The sequence below is a fragment of the Microvirga sp. genome (assembly GCF_014699075.1).
Lineage (GTDB): Bacteria > Pseudomonadota > Alphaproteobacteria > Rhizobiales > Beijerinckiaceae > Microvirga.
On record NZ_JACXAB010000090.1, the window covers coordinates 1 to 13,888 of the forward strand.

15 protein-coding genes are annotated in these 13,888 nt (G+C 60.8%); 1 reads left to right on the top strand and 14 read right to left on the bottom strand.

What is annotated here, in order from left to right; genetic code table 11:
* Positions 1-238: 238 nt before the first annotated feature.
* Positions 239-1,015 (top strand): 3-oxoadipate enol-lactonase, encoded by a 777-nt coding sequence (gene pcaD, locus IC232_RS31335; protein WP_190848864.1) that lies wholly within the window; start codon positions 239-241, stop codon positions 1,013-1,015.
* Positions 1,016-1,096: 81 nt separating this feature from the next.
* Here the strand turns inward: pcaD and IC232_RS31340 are convergent, their stop codons facing one another.
* From IC232_RS31340 to IC232_RS31405, 14 genes are all read right to left on the bottom strand, one after another.
* Positions 1,097-1,807: an ABC transporter ATP-binding protein gene (locus IC232_RS31340; RefSeq protein ID WP_190848865.1), complete on the bottom strand. Its 711-nt coding sequence runs from the start codon at positions 1,805-1,807 to the stop codon at positions 1,097-1,099.
* Positions 1,804-2,562, bottom strand: a complete 759-nt coding sequence (locus IC232_RS31345; RefSeq protein WP_190848866.1) for an ABC transporter ATP-binding protein — start codon at positions 2,560-2,562, stop codon at positions 1,804-1,806. The genes IC232_RS31340 and IC232_RS31345 overlap by 4 nt, the downstream gene beginning before the upstream one ends.
* On the bottom strand, positions 2,559-3,443 hold the full coding sequence (locus IC232_RS31350; protein WP_190848867.1) for a branched-chain amino acid ABC transporter permease: 885 nt from the start codon (positions 3,441-3,443) through the stop codon (positions 2,559-2,561). The genes IC232_RS31345 and IC232_RS31350 overlap by 4 nt, the downstream gene beginning before the upstream one ends.
* Positions 3,443-4,306: a branched-chain amino acid ABC transporter permease gene (locus tag IC232_RS31355; protein ID WP_190848868.1), complete on the bottom strand. Its 864-nt coding sequence runs from the start codon at positions 4,304-4,306 to the stop codon at positions 3,443-3,445. The genes IC232_RS31350 and IC232_RS31355 overlap by 1 nt, the downstream gene beginning before the upstream one ends.
* Before the next feature lie 86 nt (positions 4,307-4,392).
* Positions 4,393-5,613: an ABC transporter substrate-binding protein gene (locus IC232_RS31360; RefSeq protein ID WP_190848869.1), complete on the bottom strand. Its 1,221-nt coding sequence runs from the start codon at positions 5,611-5,613 to the stop codon at positions 4,393-4,395.
* A gap of 207 nt (positions 5,614-5,820) precedes the next feature.
* The gene (locus tag IC232_RS31365; protein ID WP_190848870.1) at positions 5,821-6,540 is read right to left on the bottom strand and encodes a haloacid dehalogenase type II; all 720 of its coding nucleotides are present in this window, start codon (positions 6,538-6,540) and stop codon (positions 5,821-5,823) included.
* 151 nt (positions 6,541-6,691) lie between these two features.
* The gene (locus tag IC232_RS31370) at positions 6,692-7,930 is read right to left on the bottom strand and encodes a metal-dependent hydrolase family protein (RefSeq protein ID WP_190848871.1); all 1,239 of its coding nucleotides are present in this window, start codon (positions 7,928-7,930) and stop codon (positions 6,692-6,694) included.
* A 26-nt stretch (positions 7,931-7,956) separates the two neighbouring features.
* The gene (locus tag IC232_RS31375) at positions 7,957-8,451 is read right to left on the bottom strand and encodes a GAF domain-containing protein (RefSeq protein WP_246812520.1); all 495 of its coding nucleotides are present in this window, start codon (positions 8,449-8,451) and stop codon (positions 7,957-7,959) included.
* The gene (locus IC232_RS31380; protein ID WP_190848872.1) at positions 8,448-9,347 is read right to left on the bottom strand and encodes a branched-chain amino acid ABC transporter permease; all 900 of its coding nucleotides are present in this window, start codon (positions 9,345-9,347) and stop codon (positions 8,448-8,450) included. Before IC232_RS31380 ends, IC232_RS31375 begins: the two co-directional genes overlap by 4 nt.
* 4 nt (positions 9,348-9,351) lie before the next feature.
* A complete protein-coding gene (locus IC232_RS31385) occupies positions 9,352-10,218 on the bottom strand; it encodes a branched-chain amino acid ABC transporter permease (protein WP_190848873.1) in 867 nt (288 codons plus the stop codon).
* Positions 10,218-11,414, bottom strand: a complete 1,197-nt coding sequence (locus IC232_RS31390; RefSeq protein ID WP_190848874.1) for an ABC transporter substrate-binding protein — start codon at positions 11,412-11,414, stop codon at positions 10,218-10,220. The genes IC232_RS31385 and IC232_RS31390 overlap by 1 nt, the downstream gene beginning before the upstream one ends.
* Before the next feature lie 13 nt (positions 11,415-11,427).
* Positions 11,428-12,186: an ABC transporter ATP-binding protein gene (locus IC232_RS31395; RefSeq protein WP_190848875.1), complete on the bottom strand. Its 759-nt coding sequence runs from the start codon at positions 12,184-12,186 to the stop codon at positions 11,428-11,430.
* On the bottom strand, positions 12,183-12,968 hold the full coding sequence (locus IC232_RS31400) for an ABC transporter ATP-binding protein (protein WP_190848876.1): 786 nt from the start codon (positions 12,966-12,968) through the stop codon (positions 12,183-12,185). Before IC232_RS31400 ends, IC232_RS31395 begins: the two co-directional genes overlap by 4 nt.
* A 26-nt stretch (positions 12,969-12,994) precedes the next feature.
* Entirely contained in the window at positions 12,995-13,708 is a 714-nt protein-coding gene (locus IC232_RS31405) for a TetR/AcrR family transcriptional regulator (RefSeq protein ID WP_190848877.1), read from the bottom strand.
* Positions 13,709-13,888: the final 180 nt, after the last annotated feature.

The following is a 13,888-nucleotide window of genomic DNA, read 5'->3' on the forward strand; positions in this document are numbered from 1 at the left end:
CCTGTTCGACGCAGCCGCGTAACCAGCGTCCTTGTCTGGCCTCCGCTCGACCTATGTCAGGAGTTGCAACAGAACCGAGGGTTTTGGCTGGGTGGGTCGGTGCAGATACCCTTAACTGGGGCGAGTCCGACCACTCGGGTCTTGAACTAGACGCTGCCTAGCCAGCATATGCTGGCTAGCGCCCGATGCGCTCGTCTCACTCGTGATCCATCAAACATAAACCAAGGGAGATGCAATCATGGCAGTTATCCGCGTAAATGGGGATGATTTTTCCGTGAAACTTGATGGACCTGCGACCGCGCCGGTTCTTCTTCTTTCAAATTCGCTCAGCTCCGACCTCTCCATGTGGGACGATCAGGTGTCGGTCTGGTCCCAGCGGTTTCGTGTAGTCCGCTACGATCAGCGCGGCCATGGCAGCAGTGTCGTCTCGGCAGAACCGTATTCCATAGAACAACTCGGCCGGGACGCCATCGGCGTCATGGACGCGCTCGGGATCAAGACAGCGCACTGGTGCGGGCTGTCTCTCGGTGGAATGATTGGCATGTGGATGCTGACACATGCTCCAGAGCGCATCGACAAAGCGGTGCTCGCCAACACGGCTGCCTACATGGGACCAGTCGAACTGTGGAACGGGCGTATTGAAACAGCACGACGAGGTGGAATGAGAGCGCTCGTCGAGCCGACGATTGAACGCTGGTTTCCTGAGCACTTCCGACAAGCTGCGCCTGCCACCATGGATCGTATGCGCGCTATGATCCTGCGGACACCAATTGAGGGATATACGGGATGTTGCTCAGCCATCCGCGACATGGATCAACGGACGGCAATCCGCAGCATCACCAACTCGGTTCTGGTTATCATCGGCTCGCGTGATCCAGCAACTAAACCGGCGGATGGTCAGTTGATCGCATCATCGATCAGAAATTCCAAGGCGGTAATCTTTGATGCGGCCCATATCTCGAATATTGAGCAGCCAGAAGCCTTTGCCTCGACGGTGATTGAGTTCCTGGCTTGACAGCGAGGGCGCGACAAATTCGGCATATGAGCCGATGCGTTACCCTGATCCGAGACGCGCGGGCCTAGCCAGTCCTGTTCTTCATCCACGTGTAGCTCGTCCCAGATAGAGCTCGGCTGCTCGATCGTCTGCCAGCAAGCTCGCCGCGTCGCCAGCAAGAGCAACCTGTCCACCATCCAAGATGCAGCCTCGGTCTGAAATCGCAAGCGACTGGCGGGCCCGCTGCTCGACCACGAGCACCGAAACACCGAGGTTTGGCAGACGGTGGATCAGTTCGAAGGCGTCCGCGACCTTCGCCGGCGCAAGGGCCGCCGTGGGTTCGTCGAGGATCATCAGGCGGGGGCGCGTCATCAGCGCGCGTGCAAATGCCAGCTGCTGACGTTCGCCGCCGGAGAGACTGCCCGCCCGCGTCCTCTTACGCTGGCCCAGGAGCGGGAACACCTCAAACAATTCAGCAATCCGCTGACCTTGATCTTTTACCCCAACGACCACTTGCAGGTTTTCAAGTATGCTCAGGGATCCGAACACGTTGGCAACCTGGGGCACATAGCCAATGCCGCGGGCGATGCGAGCCTCGGTCGGAAGCGGCGCCAAGTCCGCGCCCTCAAACATGATACGGCCCTGCACGCGGGGCAAAAGTCCGACAATAGCCTTTGCGAGCGTTGATTTTCCGGCGCCGTTCGTTCCGGCAACAGTCAGGATCTCTCCTTTTTGCAGCGTCAGCGAAATGCCGTTGATAATATCCACCTCGGCATACCCACCGCGAACCTCCTCGATCTCCAGCAGTGTCACGAGACACCTCCCAGATACGCTTCTCGGACGAGCGCATCGTCGAGCACCGCCTGCGGTGCACCCTGCGCAAGGACTTTGCCCCGATCCATGACCGCGAGCTGTGGCACGAGCCGGGTCAGGGCCTCGAGGTCGTGCTCGATGATGACAAAGCCAATGCCGCGCGTGTTAAGTTCCGTAATCCGCTCCATGATTTCGCCGATCAGCACCGGGTTCACGCCGGCGAAGGGTTCGTCCAGCAGGATCAGTCGCGGCTCGACCATCAGCGCCCGGCCGAGTTCCAGCAGCTTCTTCTGACCTCCCGATAGCTTTCCGGAGGGCTGATCCGCCACTGCACTCAGTTTAAGAAAGCGGATCGTCTCATTGACACGTTCAGCGATCGCTCCCTCCTCCTCACGCACCCGGCCCGGACGAAAGAACAGGCCCAACAGGCTTTCCCCCGTCTGCTTCGGCGCTGCCGCCATCAGGTTCTCACGAACGGTCAGATGCCGGAACTCGCGTGGCACCTGGAATGTCCGAACCATCCCGGCACGCGCACGCGCCGGAGGCGACAGGCTGTCGAGGGACTGTCCATCCAACCGGATCTGCCCCTCATCGGCGCGAGCGAAACCCGACACGACCGAGAACAGGGTCGATTTCCCGGCCCCGTTAGGACCAATGATGCCGAACAGGCTGCCGGTCTCGATGGTCAGGCGGACGCCGTCGAGGGCGCGGAAGCCTCCGAAGGCTTTGCTGATGTCATGGATCTCAAGGCTCATCGCTTCGTATAATCCCCCATGAGACCCTGCGGGCGATACATGATGAACAACACCAAAAGCAGACCGACGGCCCCGATGCGCACTGAGGCCATGTCGACTTCGGAAACTCCGGGAACGATGTCGCGCAGGAATCGCGAACCCTCCAGGAACAGCATCAGGATGGCGGTACCCACGATCGCACCGGAGACGCGCCCGACGCCGCCCATGATGATCGCCATCCAGACGTAGAACGTCACAAGCGGGATGAACTGATCGGGGACGATATAGGTGATGTAGTGGGCGTAGAATGCGCCCGCGATCCCGGCGAGCGCGGCACCGACTACAAGCACCTGGATCTTGAACCGGGCCGGATCCTTTCCGAGTGCCTGCACGGCCTCTTCGTTGTCGCGGATGGCTTCGATGAGGCGCCCGAACGGCGAGCCCGCGATGCGACGGATGATCCATGTCCCCACGAGGGTTACGGCCAAGACCGTGACCAAGACGGCCAACTGCGCCGCAGATCCCCCCAAGCCTTCGTAAAGCCGCGGGATGCCGGGGAGGCCCTGAACGCCGTTTGTCAGCCACCCCTCACTCGTGATGACGATCCTGACCACTTCGGAGAACCCGAGCGTGACGATCGCGAAATAATCGTCCCGCAGCCGAAGCGACACGAGGCCGAGCGGCCAGGCGGCGAGACCGGCCAGGGCGGCAGCGGCCGCGAAACTGAGAACCAATGGCACGCCCTTAAGGGCTAGCAGGGCACTGGTATAGGCCCCGATCGCAAAGAAGCCGACGTGCCCGAAGTTGATCAAGCCTGTCAGGCCATATTGCAGCGTCAGGCCCAGGCTCAGGATCACATAGATGAGGGCAATGATGCCGATCGCGATGAAGTAGGCTTCCATCAGCGTGCTCCTTCCAGCCGACCGAACAGGCCCCGCGGCCGTACGAGAAGCACGGCCAGCATGATGATGAAGGCTAAGGCGATCTTGTAGGTGAAGCCGACGAACGGGGTTGAAACCTCCTGCACCACGCCCAGGATCAGACCGGCGACAACGGCGCCAACGGGGGACCCGATGCCGCCTAAGATGCCTGCCGTGAAGGCGGGGAGCAGCATCTCCCAGCCGAATTCCGGAGTGACGATTGTCTTGATCCCCAGCATCATGCCGGCGATACCCGCCACGCTCCCCGCAAGCAGCCAGAGCGCGATCATCACGCGATCTGGCCGAATGCCGGAAACCCGCGCAAGGTCCCGGTTGTCCGCGACGGCCCGCATCTGACGTCCAATGGGTGTCAGGTACAGGATTGCAAAGACGAGCGCGAGAGCCGCGAGAGCCACGAGAGCCAATTGCAGGTCAAGGGGCGTAATCCTGACACTGCCGAATACGTAGGGACGCGACAGTGGGACCTGAAAGACCTGTTGGCTGTGCCCGAAGGCAACGCCCAGGACCGCCCGGATAAAAAAGGCGATGCCGATCGACGCCACCAGCAGCGCGACCACGGATCGCTCGGCCAGGCGACGGAACACGGCCAGGTAGGCCAAGAGGGAGATCACGCCGGTCGCGATGATGGCGGCCAAGCCTCCCATCGCGATTGATCCGGTCACTTTATGAGCGGATAGCGCCGAGTAGGCACCGAAGGTCATGAAGTCGCCGGTGGCCGCATTCGGGAACCGGGCGATGCCGAACACGAGCGTGATCGACAGGGCTGCCAAGCCGATGACGAGGCCCTGGACTAAACCGTTCACAAGGAGCTGGGCATAGAACATGGACAACCTACAAACGAGGTCCTCTCTGCGGAGGGACCATGGCTGCACCCGGCTCGATCCACCGAGCCGGGCGTGGGAAGCGGCCGCTAGATCTTGACGACATAGCGGCGGTTGAGCTGACCGCCCTCGATGAAGAAGACGCCGAAGTCGGGCGTCACATCGCCGTATTGATCGAAATCCAGCACCGACGAGGCACCCTCGAAGTTGATCTTGCCCTTTTTCAGCGCCTCCTTGGCCTCCGCATAGGTATAAACCTGCTGCCCGGCAGGGTTGGAGACCTCACGGATCTTGGCGTTAATGGCAGCCATGTCCGTGCCATTGGCCGCCTCGATTGCCAGTGCCAGGGCATGCACCATATCCCAGGTCATGGCCGCATAGACGTTCGACTGCCCCGGCTGTCCCGTCGCCTTCCGGTAGGCTTCATCATAGGCCTTGTAGGACAGAGCATTCTCGTTCGAGACTGAGTCGACCGATATAATCCCCTCGACGACGTCAGGGCCGACCGCCTTCACCAGCTCAGGGCTGGCGGCCCAACCCGGCATGACCCACTTGACCGGCTGGCCGCTCTGATACCACTCACGCATGATGATCGTGGTGTCAGCCAGGTATGAGCCCGTGACGATCACATCAGGGTTCGCTGCCAGGACTTTTTGCAGCTCTGAGCGATAGGTTGGCTGGTTTGGCTCGTACACGACGCTTTCGACGACCTTGTGCCCCTTGGCCTCCCAGGCTTTGCGGAAGCCTTCCGTGTTGCCGACACCGGACGCATTGTTGAAGGCCATCGTCGCGGGCCGCCTGAACCCTTCCCTTTCGCAGATCTCCGCAAATGCGCGACCGAAGCGGTCGTTGGTTGCTTGGAACCGATAGGACAATCCCTTGGCGTTTGCGGGAGGAACGGAGAGTGCCGGCGCGCCGGACGTGTTCATGAGGATGATGTTGGCGTCATTGGTCAACGGGACTACTGCGAGCGAAACTCCGGACGACCAGGTTCCGAGAACCGCCTGAACCTTGTTGACGTCGATGAGCTTCTTCGCCGCCAGCACTGCCGCCTGAGGGCTCGTCTGGGTATCTTCGGAAATGGTCTCGATCTTGCGCCCGGCGGCGCCGCCGGCGGCATTCACCGCCTCGGCTGCCGCGATGATCATCTTCTGCATACCGGAACCAAATGGGCTGCCGGATCCTGTGACCGGGCAGAGCGCTCCGATCCGGAATGTGCCCTGGGCCTGCGCACGAAGGATGGACGGGGCGCCAATCAGCGCCGTAGCAGCGCCAATCGTGCCTACGAATTGCCGGCGGGTGTGGGTCATGTGGGTTCCCTTTCTGGTGCTCTAGGTGTTAGCTCGTTCTCGCTGGAGTGACTGCGTTTCGATGCGGCCGGCATCCGGGAGCGTTGGTCGGAGATCCGAGGCGGAACCGCAGGTACATCCGACACCGGCAGTGCTCTCCCGGCACGTGTCTGGCAGGAACGTTCCCATCTCCGTTCTCAGGGGTCAATCGGGTTGCTGGCTTTGACATTAGCTGACCTGCTCCTGATGCGCCTTTGCCAATTCGGCCATGCTCGTGAACTGAAAGTCGTAACTCGGCGTTTCGCCCGGATCCATAGTGGCTCCGAAGCCCGTCTCCTGCTTGCGCCGGTAAATCCAACATGATGCCAGCCCCATGTTGTTGGCCGGCTTGTGATCGTGGAACAGGCTTTCCGCTGTATGAAGGATGTCGGTTCTAGCAAGCCCCATGCCCTGAAGCTTTTCGAGCATATACTCGAAATTCCGCAGGTTCGGCTTGTACGATCCGATGTCCTCCGCAGTGAAGATGGCATCGAATTCTACCTTAAGCCGCCAGTTGCTGTGGTCGAATGTCTCGTTGTCGACATTCGATAGGATTGCAAGCTTGTAATGCTTTTTGAGATACTGGAGCGCTTCGGCGGAGTCCGGGAAAGCGGGCCAGTTACGAACGGAGCGGCCATACGCGACGCATTGCTCGTGGGAGGCAGGGACGCCCCATTCCTCGGCGAGGCGTTTGTAGACAACACTCAAGAGATCCCGGTAGAGCATTGACGGCGTCTGTCGCTGCTGCGACGACTCATGGCGCGCATGAGCCTCCAGAATTTCGTTCCGTGTGAGAGGCCGATCTATTGTGCTGGTGAGGGGCTTCAGGGCTTCGACCATCCCGCTTTCCCAGTCGATCAGAGTTCCGTAACAGTCGAAGGTCAGAACCTTGAAATCGGTAAGTCGCATCTCGGGTTCTCCTATATTGCGGGCACTAAGGAACGACTTTACCGGGCGAGGCGCATTGCAGAAGGGGCCGGGCACGAGGCCCTAGGCCCTAGGGTTATCCAAGCCCAACCGGCCGGACGGGTCGTCCGACCGGATCGGCAGGCTCCGTCGATCAGGTTGCCAGCTCATCCTTGACGAAGCGCCCTGCCCTCATGATCGCCGGCATGCGCCGCCCTTGACCAGTCAGAACTGACAGATCCTTCAAGGGATCGCCGTCGACGACGATCAGATCCGCATGGGCGCCGGCCTCGACCACACCGAGCTTTCCCTCTTGCTTGACGACCCTGGCAGCGTTGATCGTAGCGGAGCGGATGACCTCAATCGCAGGCAGCACCTCACCGCGCAGGATAAACTCATCGGATTGATGCTGGTGCATCTCGCCGAGAAGATCCGAGCCGTAGGCCATCATGACACCTGCATCGTGCAGCGTTTGAAGTGCAGCAAGGCCCTGGCTGCGCACGTCCTCGATCTTGGCGACCGACTCCGGCGGCAGGCCGAAGGAGGCGCCTTCCTTGGCAAGATAATCAAACGTCACATTGGTTGGCACCACGTAAGCGCCTCTTTCCTTCGCGAGCCGCGCCGTTTCGGCCGAGATCAGGTTGCCGTGCTCGATGGACTCCACCCCGAGCTCCACCGCCCTGCGGATGGCCTCGTCCGTGTAAAGATGGGCGGCAACATAGGTTTGCGCGTTGCGCGCTTCCTCGACCGCCGCTCGAATCTCGTCCGCGGACAAGCCGAGGAATGCGATCGGATCTGTCGGCGACGACACACCGCCATTGGCCATGATCTTGATGAACTGGGCCCCGGCCTTAATCTCCTCGCGGGCAGCCCGACGGACATCGTCCACACCATCGACGACCCGCCCGAGGCTACCGGCCTTATCCGCGTAGTAGTCAACGTTGCGGGCGTGGTACCGGCCGCGGTAATCGGTGTGGCCGCCGGTTTGCGAAAGGGCCTTGCCGCAGATGACGAGGCGTGGAGCCTCAATAAGCCCCTCCTCGATCGCCATGACGAGGCCATGATCGGCGCCGCCCAGATCGCGGACGGTGGTGAAGCCGCGCATCAGCATCTCGCGCATGATCTTGGCGGAGCGCAGCGCCACCAGCGTGTTCGGCAACTCGGCGTTGGCGCCGAGATTGGCGACGGTGGCGATGACGTGAACGTGGCAATCGATCAGGCCGGGCATCAAGGTCTTGCCGGCGAGGTCGATCACGCGGGCGGACGAAGCTGTGATAGGGCCATCAGACACCTCCCGGATCTCGCCGTCCTCCACGAGAACGTTTTGATCTGCAAGAGCTTCGTTTCTCCGTCCGTCGAGGACGCTGGCGTTCTTGAACAGGATTGCGGACAATGCATGTCTCCTATGAGCAATGGCTTTTACTTGCGGGCTTTCGTCAGGGCGGAAATGAGCAACGGTGTGAAGGAGCGCACGATGGCAACCTGATCCTCGCTCGAATAGGCCCCCTCCTCATCCAGAACGTTCAGGGTTCCGAGGATCTCCCCGCCTTCCTGCACGGACACGTTGATGACGCAGCCGAGCCCGAGGCTCTCGATCAGCTCATGGTCGGGGAAAGCCCAGCGGATCGCTTCTTTGTCGCGACCGAGGAAGGTCTGCTTGCGCGTCAGCACGAGATCACCCCAGGGCGTCGGCCCCATGCGCTTGCGGCCTTGCACAGGGTAGGCTTCCGGCTGGGACGAGTAGACCCTCTCGACCTCCTCACCGCCCTCGCAACGCACGAGGATGGTGAAGAGACCGTGGCCTATCAGGTCGTAGATGGCCCTTTCGACGGCACGGTATGCCGCCTCAGGCGAGGCGTCCTGCGCGATTGCGTCGGTGACGGAGAGGTAGGCCTGAAGCAATTGGTTGTTCATGAGGCAGGAGCTTTCTGTGAACGTTCGGGAAGAAGGCCGTCGGGACGCAAGGTCAGCACGAAAACCAATCCGATACCGACGGCGATCTCGCGAAGGGCGGCGGCTTGCAGGGCCGTTACGCCAGGAGCGATTTCGGCCAGAAAACGTGTCGCCTCAAGAAAGGCGACGAGAAGATAGGCACCGAGCACTGCACCCGCCGGGCGAGCGTTTCCACCGGCTGTGACCGCAAGGAAAATATAGATCGTGATCAGTGGCTGGAATTGATCCGGCGCGACGTAGCTCGTGTAGTGGCCGTAGAGGGCACCCGCCAGACCTGCGATCGCAGCCGCGAGGGAGAAGGCTTGAGCCTTGAAGCGCACGATGCTTTTGCCTGCTACCGAGGCAACGGTTTGGTCCTCCCGGACAGCACGCAACGCCCGTCCCCAAGGAGACGCGAGGAGCCTGCGCTGAAGCACGTAGACTAGGATAACGGCCGCGACGGTGATCAACAGGGTCCCGAGATGGAACCAGATTCCCGTGTCACGGGCGATCATCACCGGAACGCCGGAGATGCCATCAGTGCCTCCGGTGAGCCAGACTTCGTTTGAGGCCACGATCCGCACGATCTCGGCAAAGCCGAGCGTCACGATCGCGAGATAGTCGTCCCGCAGGCGAAGGGTCGAGAAGCACACCAGCAGGCCTGCGAAGCCTCCAGCCAGCACAGCTGCGAAAACGCCGACCAGGATCGGTGCTTGTTCCCATGTGGTGAGCATGGCCGAAGCATAGGCGCCGACCGCAAAGAACCCGGCAAGGCCGAGATTGACGAGCCCCGCCAGTCCCCAGGACAGCATCAGGCTCTGCGCCAACAGCGCATAGATCGAGCCGACGACGAGCATGAACAGGATATAGGTCAGCATGTTGTCAGCCCGCCTTGCTACCGAGGAGACCTGAAGGCCGGATCACGAGCACCACAAGGATGACGATGAAGCCGACGGCGAGGCGGTACGCGGGAGCCAGCGCAAGCACCGTGATCTCTTCTACCATACCGATGACAAAGGCACCCGCCACAGCGCCGGGAATGCTTCCGAGGCCGCCCAGAACCGCGGCCGCGAATACCGAAAGGAGCACGCGTCCTCCCAGAAGAGGATCGATGGACGTATCCAAGCCGATGAGCGTGCCCCCGACGCCGCATAAGCCGCTGCCGACCGCGACGGTGACCAGCGCGATCAAGCGAGGGTTGATGCCTTTCAACCGCGCCAGGTCGGAATTGTCCGCAACCGCCCGCATTGAGCGTCCGAGCGACGAGAACGACAGAAAGGCCCAGATCGCAACCATGATGGCAAGAGCGAAGATGAAGTTGGTGATCTGCTGCGGCCCGATCCGGATCGGGCCGAAGACAAGATCGCGGGCCAATGGAAGGTCGAACGCCCGCAAATCGTTGCCAAAGAAAAAGCGAACTATGTTCTCGATCACCATCGCCATGGCAAGCGACCCGATGGCTTTCATCAGCGCTCCGCCCCGTCCAAGACGCTCCAGCGCACCGTACTCAAGCGCTGCCCCGAAGATCGCCGCGCTCACGAAGGCAATGACAATCGCCGCGACGATGGGAAGACCGAAGTTGACGTTCGCGATCCAGGCGATGTATGCGCCGGCCGTGGCCAACGCACCAATCGCGAAATTCGGGAACCGCAACACCGCGAAGATGGCGCTGAAGCCGAGCGCCGGAATCGCCAGGAGCGCTCCGGCGATCACGCCATTGACAAGAGCTTGAAGGACCGCGTCGAACATCACGCAATCTTCAGCAGGATGATCTTACCGCCCTTGACCTGCTCGTAGCGGAACTTAGCATCGGTGATGTCGCCGATGTCGGTGAAGTCGCAGGGGCCGGAAGCGCCGTCATAGTCGACCTTCTTGCCGTCGGCGATCAGCTTGAGCCCATCGACTGCGGTTTCGACGCGCTCACCGCCGCCTTGCGATACCTTGCGCACGTTGTCCTTGATAATGGTGCCGGTGTCACCCTTGCCAACCGCCATGGCCATGGCGATCAGGTTGAGGTGGTCGTAGACTTGGCAACTATACGTATCGGGCGAGTCGACGCCGAGGAGGCGCGCCACGTTCTTGTAGGCGTTGCTGCCTTCGGCAGGAGACGGAGACAGGGTGTAGATGCCTTCGCTCACATCTGCCGGAAGCGCGTCCACAAGCTGCTTGTTCACGGAATAACCGAAGCCGAACAGGCTGCCGCGATAGTTGGCGCGGTAGAGATCGCGGACGAGCACGGCAGTATCGTTGGTATAGCCGCCCATCACGATCGCATCAGGCTTGCCGCGCAGCACCTGATCGACCTCGGTGCGCAGGGTCGTCTTCTTGTCGTCGTAGATCAGTGAGGTGGTCTTTCCGCCAGCCGCTGTGACGGTCTTGGTCAGTGCCGCATATTGCGACTCGGTGAAGGGCGTCTGCGGCGAGACGAACGCCACTGTCTTGGCGTTGGCGCCGAGGGCAAACTCTCCAAACTTAGTTCCTTGCAGGGTCGTGGTCGGCTGCGTCCGGATCAGAAAACCCTGGTGGGGGAGGAGAGTGATCGGCTCGGCACCGGAAACAGTTGAGAGGAACACGCCGGACTGCGAACACACCGGCACAACCGCCGTGGTAACCGCGGAGGCCCAGGTGCCGATGATGGCGGAGACCTTGTCGATATCGATGAGCTTGCGGGCGGCGCGCAGACCCGCTTCAGGGCTGGTCTGATCGTCTTCCGAGATGATGAGCAGTTGACGTCCGAGAATGCCGCCTGCCTTGTTGATATCGTCAGCGGCCTTCTTCACAGTATCCGCCATGGCCGGGCCATAGGAGCCTCCCGAGCCGGTGAGCGGGGTCAGCGTTCCGAGCTTGATGGGACCTGTCTGGGCCCGCAAGATCGCCGGCATTGCCACTGTGCTGGCAAAGGCAATGCCAGTGCCGAGAATATGTCTGCGCGTGATATCTGTCATGATACTGTCCTCTTCAGTGCCGCGGGGGATTGGCCTGCTGGTCCACCCCGGTCGGTTTGGTAGCGCGTCCGCCCAGGAAAAGACGGCGGATATCGGGGTCGTTAGCGACGGTTTCGGCTGGCCCATCGAGGTGATTTCGCCCATCGACGAGCACATAGGCGCGGTCGGAGACCTCGAGAGACTCAAGCGCATTCTGCTCAACCATGAGGATCGCTATGCCTTCTTTGGCGATGCTGCGGATGTATTCGAAGAGCTCGTGCGCTGCCTTCGGGCTGAGACCCGCAGTAGGCTCGTCGAGCAGAAGTGCGCGGGGCTTGCCCATGAGAGCCATCGCCATGGCCAGGATTTGACGCTGTCCGCCTGACAGACTCTTGGCCGAGATACGTCGTTTGTCGAACAGCATTGGAAATCGTGCATAAGCCTCTTCCATCCGCTTTTTTGCCGCGCTGCGCTCGAAGAGGCAGCTTACTTCGAGGTTCTCCGCGACTGTGAGCGAACCGAAGACATTGCGCTCCTGAGGCACGAAGCCGAGGCCCGCCTTTGCGATGGCCTGCGGCGACTGACCCGTGATGTCCTCACCGCCGATCAAAACTCTTCCCTGCGACGGGGACAGCAATCCGGAGATCAGCTTCAGCGCGGTCGACTTGCCGGCGCCATTTGGCCCGATGATGGTGACGACCTCGCCCGTATCCGCGCTCAGGGCCACATCCTTTACGATATGCTCGGCTGAGGCATAGCCGCCAACGATACCTTCGACATCCAGCAATCTCATCTGCGTCCTCCAAGGTACGCATCCTGAACTTCGCGGTTTTCGCGCACTTCGTCGAAGGTTCCTTCAGCGAGCGTCCGGCCCTGCGCCATCACGATGACACGCTTGCAGATGCGCTCGATCAGCGCCATGTCGTGCTCAATGAGCAGCACCGTCATGCCCTCGGACACGAGCGCGAGCAAATGGTCGCCGATTTCCTCCGCGAGCGTGGGGTTCACGCCGGCTGCCGGCTCGTCAAACAGGATCATGCGAGGCTCGGCCATCAGGACTCGCCCAATCTCCAAGAGCTTCTTCTGCCCCCCAGAGAGAGCTGTCACCTTGTTGTCAATGACGTGGGACAGCCGCAGGCGCGCAGCGATGGACAAGGCCTTCTCCGCTAATTCCGCCTCACGCTGTCGCGCGCTCGCCGATCCGGCCAGGGCGGTACCGATGCCTTCGCCAGGCTGTTGCGCACCATAGACCATCAGGTGCTCAAAGACGGTGAGCTTGGGAAAGCCGCGCGCAATCTGAAACGTTCGAACAAGCCCGAGCCGGGTGATCTTATGAGGGCTCAAGCGCTCAATGGAATGGCCCATGAATCTAATGGATCCGGAATTTGCCCTGTAAAGGCCGGATATGACGTTGAACATCGTCGTCTTTCCGGCACCGTTGGGCCCGATCAGTCCGGTCACCACCCCTGGCTCGACATGGAACGACGCCCCATCCAACGCCTTCAGTCCTCCGAAAGCCAGACGAACCCTTTCAACGGCCAAGGGATATGTAGATGTATCGTGGGTTGCTACCATGGGTGTCTTCGCGTGTGCATGCACGTTTATCGCCCTTTCGTCGCTCCCTGATGCCGTAACCTCGCCGCCGAGATCTCAAGGGCAGCCAGGCTCTGCTTCGGTTCGCCCGCACCTGCGGGGAATTCATCATTCTTCAGCATGAACTCACGGCGCATTTGCTCTTTCCAGAAATCGAGCAGCGCATCGAAGTAAGCCGGATCGTCTCTCGTGGCGGATTGAGCGATCATCCCGCGGATCAGGCACATCGTCGCATTCATCAGGACGAGCGCATGCTCGACCTCGACGCCAACCTGCCCGGCGAGCTCCGCCCATACGGAATTGAGACCTGCATGAAATTCCTTGACGACCGGAATGATAGCCGTGCGAAACTCTGCATTGTGCCTTGCCTCAGGCAAATACTCCATTGTCACGTAGAACAGGCGGTCCTTCATCATCCGCCACAGGTAGTCGACGATCTCGTCGGACGTCCCTCCAGACTGACGTATCCCCTCGGCCATCTTGTGAAGGCCGGCCGTCGCATTGCGCAGTTGATGGGATACTGCCGCCGCGATGATTTCCTCTTTCGAGCTGAAGTGATGCGTCAATGCACCTCGCGACACTCCAGCAGCCTCTGCGATGTCGGACGTCGACATGCGGTAGAGCCCACGGTCATGCAGCAGAGCGATAGTCGCGTTGAGCAGCTTGAGCGTTGTGTCAGCGGTACGCTCCTGCTGTGTTTTCCTACGGCCGCGGGGTTTCATTCCGTTTCTCCCGTGGTGTTGAAGAGTGGCAGGCTAATTACAAACAAACAAGTCTGTTTGTTTGTCAGGTGTGCCGAACTTTCGTATTATCTGCCTTAGTATTAGGTGACCTTCTCCCTGGAAACTGGACCGGCCAAAGTGGGAATTTTCCCGTAATGTCTCCCGGCTGGGAGAAGGGGA

What these genes read in the sequence shown, in the direction of transcription:
- pcaD (WP_190848864.1), top strand. Translation starts at nt 239, where the DNA reads ATGGCAGTTATCCGCGTAAATGGGGATGATTTTTCCGTGAAACTTGAT.
- IC232_RS31345 (WP_190848866.1), bottom strand. Translation starts at nt 2,562, where the DNA reads ATGAGCCTTGAGATCCATGACATCAGCAAAGCCTTCGGAGGCTTCCGC.
- IC232_RS31350 (WP_190848867.1), bottom strand. Translation starts at nt 3,443, where the DNA reads ATGGAAGCCTACTTCATCGCGATCGGCATCATTGCCCTCATCTATGTG.
- IC232_RS31355 (WP_190848868.1), bottom strand. Translation starts at nt 4,306, where the DNA reads ATGTTCTATGCCCAGCTCCTTGTGAACGGTTTAGTCCAGGGCCTCGTC.
- IC232_RS31360 (WP_190848869.1), bottom strand. Translation starts at nt 5,613, where the DNA reads ATGACCCACACCCGCCGGCAATTCGTAGGCACGATTGGCGCTGCTACG.
- IC232_RS31365 (WP_190848870.1), bottom strand. Translation starts at nt 6,540, where the DNA reads ATGCGACTTACCGATTTCAAGGTTCTGACCTTCGACTGTTACGGAACT.
- IC232_RS31375 (WP_246812520.1), bottom strand. Translation starts at nt 8,451, where the DNA reads ATGAACAACCAATTGCTTCAGGCCTACCTCTCCGTCACCGACGCAATC.
- IC232_RS31380 (WP_190848872.1), bottom strand. Translation starts at nt 9,347, where the DNA reads ATGCTGACCTATATCCTGTTCATGCTCGTCGTCGGCTCGATCTATGCG.
- IC232_RS31385 (WP_190848873.1), bottom strand. Translation starts at nt 10,218, where the DNA reads ATGTTCGACGCGGTCCTTCAAGCTCTTGTCAATGGCGTGATCGCCGGA.
- IC232_RS31390 (WP_190848874.1), bottom strand. Translation starts at nt 11,414, where the DNA reads ATGACAGATATCACGCGCAGACATATTCTCGGCACTGGCATTGCCTTT.
- IC232_RS31395 (WP_190848875.1), bottom strand. Translation starts at nt 12,186, where the DNA reads ATGAGATTGCTGGATGTCGAAGGTATCGTTGGCGGCTATGCCTCAGCC.
- IC232_RS31400 (WP_190848876.1), bottom strand. Translation starts at nt 12,968, where the DNA reads ATGGTAGCAACCCACGATACATCTACATATCCCTTGGCCGTTGAAAGG.
- IC232_RS31405 (WP_190848877.1), bottom strand. Translation starts at nt 13,708, where the DNA reads ATGAAACCCCGCGGCCGTAGGAAAACACAGCAGGAGCGTACCGCTGAC.